The sequence below is a fragment of the Marinomonas profundi genome (assembly GCF_020694005.1).
Lineage (GTDB): Bacteria > Pseudomonadota > Gammaproteobacteria > Pseudomonadales > Marinomonadaceae > Marinomonas > Marinomonas profundi.
This window is the reverse complement of sequence record NZ_CP073013.1, coordinates 3,636,456-3,648,059: the sequence shown is the minus strand read 5'-3', so window position 1 is coordinate 3,648,059 and position 11,604 is coordinate 3,636,456. Positions and strand designations below refer to the sequence as shown.

Below are 11,604 nucleotides of genomic sequence, written 5' to 3'. Positions count from 1 at the left end.
CTTGCTTCTTATTTAGCTAATTATTGTGCGTAACGCTTACGCCACTCAGACTCTAACGCTCCCACCCAGCTACTGTGTGGTTCTGGTAAGGTTTGACCCAGCTCTTCAATACTCAAGGTGGCGATGCCGCGTGGCAAGGCGTCGAATTTAGCTTGCTCAGCGGCGGGTAATTTTGCGTAGGATAAAACGCTTAAATCGCCCCAAATGGTTGGCGTTTGTTTTTTGATTTGCGCCTCGGGTGACAACATAAAGTTCGCGACGACTTGCGCACCCGCTGTCGCGCCGCTGTTATAGGGAATAGCTAAAAAATGCGTATTGCCAATGGTGCCGTGTGTGAAGACGTAAGAGCGTACTGTGTCTGGCAAGTTACCTTTGTCGATTTGTACAGAAGCGGCGGAAATATCGAAGCTCAAGGCGACATCGATTTCTTGGTCATCGAGCAAGCGCATCATTTCTTCTGAACTGGAGGGAAACGTCTGACCACTGCGCCACGTGACTGGGTGCAGTTGATCTAAGTAAGCCCACAAAGGCGCGGTGACCTTGTCGAAATCCACACTGTCTGCGGGTTGTGACAGGGCTTTACGATGAGGGGTTAATTCGTATAAGGCTTGTTTCAAAAAGGTTGAACCAAGGAACTGCGGTGGCTCAGGGTAAGTGATTCGTCCTGGGTGTGCTTTGGCGTAAGTGAGTAATTCGGCGATGGATTTAGGGGGGCTGCTCAAGGTGGCGGTGTCATGCATAAAGATGACTTGCGCCATACCCCAAGGGGATTCCATACCATCGACAGGCGTGCCGAAGTCTTGGGTTAAGCTTTGGCGAGCATTCTCGTCCACGTAAGTCATGTAGTTTGGTAGCGACTGGCTAAATGGACCAAATAAAAGGTTATTGTCTTTCATGGCGCGGAAGTTTTCGCCATTCAACCAGATAAGGTCGATTGAACCATTGGTGTTTTTGCCAGCGGCTTTTTCGGCCAAGACACGGTTTACTGCGTCGGACGTGTCGGTCAGTTTCACCTGTTTTAGGGTCACATCGTAGTCTTCTTTGATGCGGTCTGCTGCCCATTGAATGTAATCGTTAATGTTGTCGGCACCACCCCAAGCGTTGAAATACACGGTTTGACCCTTGGCCTGATTCAAGGTGTCTTGCCAGCTTTGATGTTCATGGGCCAGCGTGGTTAAGCTAGTCAGCGCGAACGTGGCAGCAATAGACGCCGCGATTAACGATTTTTTCATTCCTTTTCTCCTGTTAGTCTTCCCCTTATCGGGGGAAGAGCTTAGTGCAATTTTCCCTCCCCTTATTGTCTTTTCAAGGGGAGGGCTAGGGTGGGGTTATTTTTAGACGTACATTATTAGAAATTTCTTACAGTCTTTTATTTAAGGAATTGGTTTTTATTAAAAATGCGTTTTAGCGTACCATGAGCTGGCAAAAATTGGGCGAGTGTTTTTACGGCTGTTTATTGGATTATGCGAGGTGTTATGTCTTATCAAATTTACTCTCATGTACTGCCGAGCGCGACACCGGGCACCCAGCGTATTTTAAAAGCCCATCATTTTGGCGAAGCGGGCGCACGTCCAAAAGTGTATTTTCAGGCCGGCTTGCACGCTGATGAATGGCCGGGATTTTTGGTGCTTAACACCTTGCTGAGAAAATTGAAAAAAGCCGACGACGCTGGACTAATTCAAGGTGAGATTGTCATTGTTCCCGTGGCGAACCCGATTGGTCTAGCACAAAATTTTCATGGTTATATTCCTGGGCGTTTTGCGTTTTCTGACGGCGGCGGCAATTTTAACCGTAACTGGCCACAGTTGGGCGCGAAAGTAGAAAAGCGCATCAAGGGCGATGTGACGGGAGATATTGAACGTAATATCGATCTGGTTCGCCAAGCGATTCATGAAGAATTGTGTCTATTACCTGAAACCACAGAGCTGCAAGGCATGAAGAAAACCCTGTTGGCTTTGTCGATGGATGCGGATGAAGTGATTGACCTGCATTGTTCTGGTGAGGCCTGTATGCACGCCTATGTGGCGCAAGAATTTGAAGAGCATTTTAAGCCATTATTGGCGCTGTTAGGGGCGAAAGTCGCTTTGTCTGAATTGGAAACGGGCGCGGCTTCGTTTGATGAAACCAACGTTAGCGTATGGCGTGATTTAAAAGCTCATTACGCCCATTTGATTCCTTGGGGAAGCCGCTCTTTAACGGTAGAATTACGCGGCGAAAATGATATTTCCAATGCGTTTGCCGAGCACGATGCGCAAGCCTTATTCGACTATCTGGTGCTGCGAGAAGTGATAACGGGCAAAGCGCCCGTTATTGATGGCAGTGAAGTTGAATATTATCCGCTGGATGCGATGGATCTAGTCAAAGCGCCGTGCGCTGGCATTGTCTGTTATCACAAAGCCATTGGCGAAGCCGTGGAAGCGGGCGAGGTGATTGGTGAAGTAGTGAACTTGATGGACGATGATGTGGAAACTTCTAGTTATCCTCTTATTGCACGTACCAATGGCGTGTTTTTCGCCCGAGTGCAGCGACGTTTGGTAGTGTGTGGCGAATCCATCGCTAAGATCGCGGGTAAAGAACATCTCGCGTTTCGTGAAATCGGCAAGCTGTTTGAAGATTAGCAATTAAATACTAGGCAAGATTATTTTGATACAAGTACAGCCCAATACTGAGGTAATCACCTCGTTAACCGATGAGCAAACGCGTGTTGTGCATCATGACCTTACGACGCCCGCGAAAGTCATCGCGGTGGCGGGGGCGGGTAAAACCACCACCTTAATTTCTCGTATTGAGCATTTATTGGCTCAGGGTGTGGATCCATCTCAGATTGGCGTGTTTATGTTCAATAAAAGCGCCCAGGAAGAGTTCTCCGAGCGTTTGAGCAAGCGACTGATGACGGCTGGGCATTTTCGTTCCCCTAGTGTGATGACTTTCCATGCGTTCGGTATGAAGTTTTGTCGACGTTTAGAGCAGCAAGGTTGGTTGTCTGCGTCTAAGCTGGTCACCGATGATTTTAGCTTGGTGAAGATGTTGCGTGAGGCCTTGCAGCGTCTGGTTCGAAGTGGCGAGAAAATCGCCCTATTGGACGAGAAAGATTGGTTGGAAGACGTGTTGTTATTTGTCGATCAGGTCAAAGCATCTGACCAATCAGCGCAGATTGTTTTTGAAGCTTTGGGTTGGTCTAACGAGCGCAAATTTTTCCCCGCCCTGTATGACGAATTAGAGAAATTACGTAAGCGTAATAATGTGCGTTTTTTCGCGGATTTGCTCAGCGACCCTTATCAATTAATCAGTCAATTAGACGAACCTGAACGCGAGAGAATACGTGGCTTGGTGCCTGATTTCCGCTATCTGTTAATTGACGAATTTCAAGACATCAACCCGTGCCAATATGAGTTGCTAAAATTGCTGTATCCAGCGCCTTGTCAGTGGATGATAGTGGGCGATGTGCAGCAATGTATTTACGAATGGCGCGGCGCCAGTCCAGATATTATGGCGAGCCAGTTTGACCAAGAATTTGCCAATGTGGCGACTTATCCATTAAGCACCAGTTTTCGCTTTGGTCATGCGGTGGGATTAATGGCGTCGAGCGTGATCAGTGAAAATGACCCTGATGCCTTGGTGATTGGCGCTGGCGAGCGTACACGAGTGTCTTTTGCGCGCGCGCCGAAGACCGGCAAGGCTTTGTTAGGCGAGCTGAAAGCCTGGGTCGATGAAGGGCGAGCGTTAAGCGATACAGCCGTGTTGGTGCGTTTGTACAGTGATATGGTGCCGGTGCAATTGGCCTTGATGCACAAAGGTGTGCCGTATCAATTGCATGGCGATTCGCCACTGTTGGAAAATCGCCAGATTCGCATGTTGATGGCGTATCTTGCAGTGATTGCGGGTGGTTTGGAAACGCCAAATAGCTTTTTTCATGCTGACGATATTGAATACTTGCTGACGGTTCCGAGCCTTGGCGCTTCTATGGCGCAGCGCAAAACCTTGATTCAACAAGCCAAACAAGCGCCGCATTTGTTGCCGCAAATTATCGAATCTGTGGCCGATGCCTCCGACGGTTGGCGCGCCAAAAAACTCTATGAGCGTGCTGACTGGTTGCGCAGTTTAGCCGATTCTTGTCATAAACAGTATCGCACCGATCCGGCGCAAGGCTTGGCGCATACTTTAGAGAAGTTGGGCATTTATCGCTACTTTGAAAGTACCAGCAGCAAAGACATTCAGACCCAAGAGAAAATCGCTACTTGCGATGCCTTTATGGCTTATGTGCGTGGCGTTGGTGGTGATGCAAAGTCGATTCTAGAACAACTCGCGAGCTTGAATGAAAAGCAAACGGACGATGTTCACGGCGTGCATCTGATGACGATCCATAAGTCGAAAGGTTTGGAATTCGATCAGGTGCTATTGTCTGGTTTACAAGAAGGGCGCTTTCCTTATTATGACGAGGATTTGAGCGCCATTGATAAGCAAGCCGCCAGCGATTTGGCGTCTGAGCGGCGTTTATTTTATGTGGCGATTACCCGCGCGAAACAAAAACTCGTGCTGTTAGAAACACCCAGTGCCGACGAACATAAGCGTATGAAGCAGGGGGATATTCCCCGAGCGGCATTGAAAAGCTTGTCTTTGTCGCGCTTTGTGTTTGAAGCTCAGCCCTATGCGGTGAGCCGGATTTGCGAAGCCTGGTATGAGAACAATGTAGGCACGCCAATTGATACCGAAAAAGCGTTGGTGTTTCAGCGTTATTTGAACGCGGTCGATCCTTCCCCGTCTTTGACCTTTCGTCATCGAGTGGAAGGCAAAAGCCTCTTACAACCCGGCGACAAAGTTCGCCATGATCAGTTTGGTCAGGGTGTCGTCGTACGGCAAGAGCGAGACGCCAAACAAATGATTTTTGTGGATTTTGGCGAAGTGGGTCTAAAACGCTTTAATCCCAAGCACACACAACTTATTAAACTGTCTTCTAGGGCCTAAAGATCACTTCAATGAGCATACGATTGATTGCTTGATCCAAACGGCCCCACGGCTCGCTAACGAGTGAAATGCACCGCCAGCCGTGAGGCATAAACCGAATGATGTTTAACTAATAAGCGAGATAACCCCCGTCGACCGGGTAATAAGACGCCGTCACGAAAGACGCTGCATCGCTGGCTAACCAAGCAACAAGATGAGCGACTTCTTCTGGTTTGCCGAGTCGTTTCATGGCGTGTTTTTCGGCGAGTATGGCCAGCACATCAGCGCTTAAATGATCATCCACCAAAGGTGTATGAATGAAACCGGGTCCTACTGAGTTAATGCGAATGCCTTCTTCAGCGTGCTCAATCGCAGCGGTTTTGGACATACCAACGACACCATGCTTTGCACTGACATAGGCGGGTGAGCCTTCGAATGCTACCTGACCAAGAATCGACGCCATATTAACAATACTGCCAGAAGCATTTTTACGCATTGCCGCTATGGCTTCGCGTTGACAGTAAAAAACACCATTGAGGTTCACATTAATCACGTTAAGCCAATCTGCCGTGGTGTAGTCACCGGATTTGCAAGAGGGCCCGCCAATACCGGCGTTGTTAACGGCAATGTCTAAACCGCCAAGCTGTTTAACGGTTTCATCCATAGCTGCTTTGACGGCCTCAGGGTTACCGACATCGACTTTAATCGTGATGCATTTTACGGCGTATTTGCTGAGTGATTGCTTGGCTTTTTCCAACGCTTCGTCGTGTAAATCCCAAAGAGCAATATCTGCACCAGAAAAAGCCATTAATTCAGCACAAGCTAAACCAATCCCAGATGCGCCGCCTGTCACCATGGCCTTTTTATTATTTAGTTGATAGTTGATCATTTTCAGCTCCTTATGATGGTGTAAAACCCTTCATCAGCCTAGCAGCTGTTCTAAGAAAGCACTTGATCGACATCAAGTGAAATGCGGATTTTACTCGGAAAAATAAAAGCTGAGACAGTGTTAAAAGTGACCGTTAGGCGGTCATTTTAAGTAATTCAGGAAGTGCTTTGATTTGATAGGCGTTGTTTTTAATATGAGCTATGTGGCCAGCAGGCACTTGTGTCCAGCTGTCTCCACAATGATCAAGCGGCTCAGAACCAATCACAATGTGCTGTTCAAACTTTTTGCAATATAAGCTGGGCGCATGGTTATCACTGGAGAAGCGTACGGCAATGATGTCTTCTCCGTTAGACAAAACAGCGGTGAAACGCAACGGGTCTTTTATATTCTTCTGTTTCATCATGTCGAGAATTTGCGCTAGGGTTATTTCAATTGCCGACTCTGGATTTTTCTCTAAACCGTTCGCAATCATCAATAAGAAAATCACTTCCGAGTCTGTCGCGCCATGGCGATGGTTATAAAGATGTTCGGGAATCAAACGATCCAGCTGCCAGCGCAAAAATTCATAGCCGCCAATCTGGCCGTTGTGCATGAACAGCCAGTTTTTGTAACTGAATGGGTGGCAGTTCGAACGGTTGGTTGCGGTACCTGTAGAGGCGCGAACGTGAGCAAAAAATAAGCCGCTCTTTATATGTTTCGCCAGACTTTTTAAGTTGCTGTCACTCCAAGCAGGCAGGACTTCATGATAAAGACCGGGCTCTTCACGTTCATCGTACCAACCTAAGCCAAAACCATCGGCGTTGACGGTCACTTCCGATTTTCGGGCGCTGAGACTTTGATGAATTAAGGAGTGTTCTTGCTCAAAAAGTAATGACTCAAGGTAAACGGGGTCACCTTGATAGGCCATCCAACGACACATGATTTTCTCCTAGCAATGAAAGCAGAGTGGAGCAACTAGGTTGCTCCACTCATGGTAATCTAATCCTCTCTTTTCCAGTAGATCTATACTTTGAAATAGCTGATTTTAGCGGATAATTGTGTCGCTAATGACGCCAGTTTTTCGGCTGAGTGACTGATTGAGTGGATGGATTTGGTTGTTTGTGAGGAGATGTCTGTGATGTTGGCAACATTGCGGTTCACTTCTGCCGTTACGGACGCTTGCTCTTCTGCTGTGGCGGAGATTCGGTCATTCATATCGCGGATCTTAGACACAGATTGGTTGATATTTCGAAGAGACTCTTCTTCGTGTTTGACTTGATTTACTGCGTCGGTAGAGCGCTGGTGGCTGGACGTCATGGCGGTTACGGCCGATGCGGTGCCGTTTTGCAGCAGTATAATCATTTTTTCTATCTGTTGAGTGGCGTTTTGAGTGTTCAGTGCCAAATGGCGGACTTCATCGGCAACCACGGCAAAGCCTCGGCCTTGTTCACCGGCACGGGCGGCTTCAATGGCGGCGTTTAATGCCAATAAGTTGGTTTGTTCGGCGATGCCTAGAATGACATTAAGAATGCTGCTGATCTCTTTGGTATTGGCTTGCAATTCATTAATGGTGGTGGCTGAGGTGGAAATTTCTGCCGCCAACTCTTCTATACTTTGGATGGTCTTGGCGACAATGATAGAGCCTTCATTGGCGGCCATTTCAGCACTGTGTGCCGCTTGGCTTGCATCGGTGGTGGATTCGGAAACATGCACCGCGGTGGCTTGAATTTCCTGTATTGCCTGAGAGATAAAGTGTGTTTCTTCTTGTTGACGGTCTACCATTTCGGACGACTCATCGGTAATGCGATTAAGGTCGTTGGCGGCATGGGTCAACATGGTGCTGGACTCGGCCACATCGTGCAAAATACTGCGCAGTTGTATGACTAATTTGTCCATTGCTGTTTCGAGTAGGCCTATTTCATCGTTGCGTGTGCTGGGAACATTCGACTCCACCAATTCGCCAGCGGCAATGTCTTCTGCGCGTCGAACCGCTTTAATTAAAGGCCTGCAAATGCCGTTTACAATAATGATGCTGATCACAACGCCAGCCACAATCAGTACGGCGGCGAGTGCCGCGCTGGCGTAAATCGTTTGATCTAATTTATTACTCTGGCTGTCGGCAACGGCATTATTATAGTGGTTGATGGCGGTAATAATGTCTTCCATTTGAGTGTTGACCATAATCAGGCTGTCGTCGGCGGCACGGCGAGATTTGTTGGCTTTCATGGTGTTTAGTTTCACCCACCAGCTGTAGGTTTCGGTGCTGGCGGCAAGAAAAATAGCTTGCTGTTCTTCCAGTGCTTGGATTTGTGCGAGCAAATCATTTAAGCCTTCATTGACTGGCATGGTGGCAAGAATGCTTTTAACATTCTCTATGCTATCGAGCAGTTCACCCGTGTAGGTTTTGAACTTGGTTGCTGATTCAGCAATTTGCTCTGTGCCATAACCGCCAATGGATTTAGCAATCGATACTTGGAAAAAGCCACGCTCAAACTCAACGGATTGTTGCAATAAAAGCTGGCGGCTTTTTTCTAGATTTTTGATTAACTGTAAACTTTGTGAGGAAAGATTTTGTAATTCGGCCGAAACCGATTTACTGGATAAGGCAGAGCTGACGCTAATGCCAACAATAGCCAATGAAAATAGGGCAATGAGGGAGAGTATTTTGGTGCGTACGGACAGACTTAACATATTTAATCCAATGAGTTAATCGTGTTGATCGAGCTCTCTTGTGCAGCAATACTTATGCCAATCAGGGTTTGCACAATGGCGTAAAAACGCAGACATGCTTGTCTAACCTGGACTTTATGCTTGTAAAGTGTGGCTAAATAATCACTTACTTTGAGAGCGTGTCATAAACGCTGTAATTTAGGCTTCAGAATGGCTTGCTTCATTTGTGTTGAAATGTGCAAGAAAAACTGAATAGGGAGTAAGGTAACGCGAAAAGAGGGGAGAAGCATAGTGGTATTTTACCAAAATGCCTCATTATTGTGCGTTTTTTAGCGGACTATTGATTTTCTAGTGGCGCAGAGCGAATAACCACGCTATTTCCATCAACGGTAAAGAAGAAGCAGTCGCGTCGATTAGTATGGCAAGCAGGGCCTTGTTGATTCACTTGAAGTAGAATCGCGTCACCGTCACAGTCAAATGACATGGAGACTAGGGTTTGGCGATGGCCTGAGCTTTCGCCTTTGCGCCAGTAGGTTTGACGAGAGCGTGACCAATAACAGACTTGGCCCGTTTCTAGGGTTTCACGAATCGATTTTTCATTCATGTACGCCAACATTAATACTTCGCCGGTGTCGTGCTGCTGTGCGATGGCGGCAACCAAGCCGTGCTCGTCGGTTTTCAGGTTCGCCAATACCGTGTCTAGGGATAGCGTTTCGCCTTTGGCGAGGTTTTCGTATGCTTTTAAGCTCATTTTACTGCCTTTTTCTCTGAAATTGCGCCTTTGCCTATGCCTTCAAAACCGTGAGCTTCGATGTGTGTCCCCGGGTTTTCTGCCACCAACACTTCAGCAATATGAGCAGAAAGGGACTCGACTGTGGTATCACAATCCAGCATATAAACTTGGTCGCTGGCTATTTTTAGCTCAAACAAACCTTGCTGGCTGGTATAGCTGAAACAGTGATAGTTCACCCCATTTTCGGTTGTTTCACTCTGTAGGTCTTCTTGTGTACCTAGATAAATGTCTTGCCAGCGCTTGGCCCAATTGTGTTCCATTGCTGCATTACGTGCGCCATCGGCATAAATTTCAATGGTAGAGCGATGACCGTGAGCGATGCGCTGGCAATTGCCCGCGTGCTTTTTTAGACCATGGCTGTATTGATATTGCGCGCCAGTGATTACCTCGGGCGAAAAATGCACACTGACGGCTTCTAGCTCCGCCGGAAGCAAATTGAGAATCTGTGACTCAACCCATTTCGCGACCGCTTCTGGTGTGATTTTTACCATTGGCAACACGCAAATAGCTTGCGTCGGCGCATCGCATTGAAATACGCGCTTGTCGGCCGCCGCCGCTCTACTGCTTACGTGGCTATGGTCGAAATGAAAAGAAACACGATCATTTTCTAATGGCGTGAGTGTGGAGCCGCTGTGCTCAGCAGGAATCGCCAGCATGTGATCAATGTTGTCATCAAGCCATTTCTTGATTTGTTTTTTGACAATACTGAAATCACAAATCATGCTTTCATCGTTTAATTTCCCCGTCAGCACGATGTCCGTCTGCCAGCTTTCACCCAACAAACCACGCTCGGCATCAAAATAGGAAAAATCCACGTGGGTTAGGTTTTTTACAAATAGCTTCAACTCACCACTCCTATGATTCTGAATGGGGCGTATCTTACCGTAAATAGAAGAGCCGTTATAGATTGATATCGCAAACGGCAAAAAGAGTAGACTGGAGCAGTGCAGGTTCAAAAAGATTTAAGTATTTGAAAATACATAAGAAAGGCGGTTGATATTTCGATTTGGCTGCGTATAATTGCGCCCCAAGGTCAACAAGCCTCCTTTATGGTGTCTCTGCTGGTCCCCTCGCAACGATAAACCGTTAATCTGGTCAGGTCCGGAAGGAAGCAGCCACAGCGGTGGACTTGTGTGCCGAGGTGCGGCTGGTAGAGATGCCACCTTAATTCCCCCGAAAACCTTAGATTTCTTTCCAAATTATTTTCTCAATCGAATTTTGGTGTTTTTTGCCAATTAACGCTTTGATAATCATTGACGTGCCCTACGTTATCGTCATTATAAATAGCTCATTTTATGCTTTAAATATTCGCTTGTTAGGTTGTCTTAGCCCTGAATTCAAGGACTAAATATTTACTCCGGGTAATGAACGCCTGCAATCATACAGCGAACGGATCCACCTGCTGATTCGATGGTAGGAATAGACAAAGGTACCAATTTTACAAATTTTTCCAACTTGAGCTTTTGTTGTTGGGTCAGCGCATTGTAAGCGGTTTGAGATAGCGCTAATAAAGCCCCTTCTGTCCCTTGTAGTTCAATAGCGTTTCCGCAAAAACGTTGGATCTGCTTTTCTGTCAGCCAAATAAGCTGTTGTCGATTAAGGTTGAAATATTGAAGCAGCCGGTCACGATCGGCTTCGGCAACCATGTCCATACTTATCATGACAAACCTTGTCCCCACACACATTAAAACATTGGTGTGGTACACGGGAACGCCCGCGTTATCGAAAGCGTCAAATACTACCGGTTGATAGTGCAAATATTGACAGACCCGTTGCAGTAGGCGGGTATCAGTACGCCTAGATTGACAGGCATAAGCAAGACGATTGGGGTGATCAAATACGATAGAGCCTGTGCCTTCTAAAAAAAGCTCTTGTTCTGCATAGTGTCGTAGGTCAACGTGTTCTGTCACCGAGTAACGGTCGCTTATCGCGTCAATAATATCTTGGCGATACTCTAAGCGACGATTTTCGGCGAGCATGGGGTATTTAATCAGCATGCCATTATGATGAGTCGTAAACCAATTGTTGGGGAAAACCGAGTCTGGCGTATTTCCCAACAAGTCTTCAAATAATTGCACGCACACTCCGTGGCTGCGAAGGGTGTTTACCGCTGCCGTTACTTCGTTGTATGCGTTATATTTTGCATTATCGTTATTCGCCAATGTTTGAAATTTGTTGTCAGCCATGGTTTGAGGGTTAGATTTAAAATGGTGTGGACGTACCATCACCACGGTATTAGGTGCTTGTTGTAAGGCAATGGTTGACGCCATGCTAAGCTCCTCTAGCCGCTGAATCTGCGACAGATGGGTGCACTGGTATTTCGTTTTTT

At 47.0% G+C, this 11,604-nt stretch carries 9 protein-coding genes and 1 other RNA gene; 3 read left to right on the top strand and 7 right to left on the bottom strand.

All coding sequences use genetic code 11. The annotated features are described in order from the left end of the window. Window positions 1–20: 20 nt before the first annotated feature. Entirely contained in the window at window positions 21–1,232 is a 1,212-nt protein-coding gene (locus J8N69_RS17035) for an ABC transporter substrate-binding protein (RefSeq protein ID WP_168822179.1), read from the bottom strand. A 243-nt stretch (window positions 1,233–1,475) separates the two neighbouring features. Between J8N69_RS17035 and J8N69_RS17030 the strand changes: the two genes are divergently transcribed. Then, window positions 1,476–2,618 (top strand): succinylglutamate desuccinylase/aspartoacylase family protein, encoded by a 1,143-nt coding sequence (locus tag J8N69_RS17030; protein WP_168822180.1) that lies wholly within the window; start codon window positions 1,476–1,478, stop codon window positions 2,616–2,618. 25 nt (window positions 2,619–2,643) lie between these two features. Beyond that, complete coding sequence (locus tag J8N69_RS17025) at window positions 2,644–4,965, top strand: ATP-dependent helicase (protein WP_211084801.1); 2,322 nt, start codon at window positions 2,644–2,646, stop codon at window positions 4,963–4,965. 109 nt (window positions 4,966–5,074) lie between these two features. Here the strand turns inward: J8N69_RS17025 and J8N69_RS17020 are convergent, their stop codons facing one another. From J8N69_RS17020 to J8N69_RS17000, 5 genes are all read right to left on the bottom strand, one after another. Continuing rightward, window positions 5,075–5,833 carry an SDR family NAD(P)-dependent oxidoreductase gene (locus J8N69_RS17020; protein ID WP_168822181.1) on the bottom strand — a complete coding sequence of 253 codons (759 nt, stop codon included), beginning with the start codon at window positions 5,831–5,833 and terminating at the stop codon, window positions 5,075–5,077. Between the two features lie 133 nt (window positions 5,834–5,966). Continuing rightward, window positions 5,967–6,752 (bottom strand): class II glutamine amidotransferase, encoded by a 786-nt coding sequence (locus tag J8N69_RS17015; protein WP_168822182.1) that lies wholly within the window; start codon window positions 6,750–6,752, stop codon window positions 5,967–5,969. An 83-nt stretch (window positions 6,753–6,835) separates the two neighbouring features. Continuing rightward, window positions 6,836–8,503 carry a methyl-accepting chemotaxis protein gene (locus tag J8N69_RS17010; protein ID WP_168822183.1) on the bottom strand — a complete coding sequence of 556 codons (1,668 nt, stop codon included), beginning with the start codon at window positions 8,501–8,503 and terminating at the stop codon, window positions 6,836–6,838. Window positions 8,504–8,819: 316 nt separating this feature from the next. Further along, window positions 8,820–9,233, bottom strand: coding sequence for a phosphoribosyl-AMP cyclohydrolase (gene hisI / locus J8N69_RS17005; protein ID WP_168822184.1), 414 nt, complete (start codon window positions 9,231–9,233; stop codon window positions 8,820–8,822). Next, on the bottom strand, window positions 9,230–10,120 hold the full coding sequence (locus J8N69_RS17000) for a 6-carboxytetrahydropterin synthase (RefSeq protein WP_168822185.1): 891 nt from the start codon (window positions 10,118–10,120) through the stop codon (window positions 9,230–9,232). Before J8N69_RS17000 ends, hisI begins: the two co-directional genes overlap by 4 nt. 214 nt (window positions 10,121–10,334) lie before the next feature. Here J8N69_RS17000 and ffs point away from each other — a divergent pair. After that, window positions 10,335–10,431: signal recognition particle sRNA small type (ffs, locus tag J8N69_RS16995), an RNA gene on the top strand. A gap of 196 nt (window positions 10,432–10,627) precedes the next feature. On the opposite strand, the gene ctlX is transcribed toward ffs, so the two are convergent. Beyond that, window positions 10,628–11,545, bottom strand: coding sequence for a citrulline utilization hydrolase CtlX (ctlX, locus tag J8N69_RS16990; RefSeq protein ID WP_168822186.1), 918 nt, complete (start codon window positions 11,543–11,545; stop codon window positions 10,628–10,630). Window positions 11,546–11,604: the final 59 nt, after the last annotated feature.

Coding starts and splice junctions, on each gene's coding strand:
- J8N69_RS17035 (WP_168822179.1), bottom strand. CDS start 1,232: ATGAAAAAATCGTTAATCGCGGCGTCTATTGCTGCCACGTTCGCGCTG.
- J8N69_RS17030 (WP_168822180.1), top strand. CDS start 1,476: ATGTCTTATCAAATTTACTCTCATGTACTGCCGAGCGCGACACCGGGC.
- J8N69_RS17020 (WP_168822181.1), bottom strand. CDS start 5,833: ATGATCAACTATCAACTAAATAATAAAAAGGCCATGGTGACAGGCGGC.
- J8N69_RS17015 (WP_168822182.1), bottom strand. CDS start 6,752: ATGTGTCGTTGGATGGCCTATCAAGGTGACCCCGTTTACCTTGAGTCA.
- J8N69_RS17010 (WP_168822183.1), bottom strand. CDS start 8,503: ATGTTAAGTCTGTCCGTACGCACCAAAATACTCTCCCTCATTGCCCTA.
- hisI (WP_168822184.1), bottom strand. CDS start 9,233: ATGAGCTTAAAAGCATACGAAAACCTCGCCAAAGGCGAAACGCTATCC.
- ctlX (WP_168822186.1), bottom strand. CDS start 11,545: ATGGCGTCAACCATTGCCTTACAACAAGCACCTAATACCGTGGTGATG.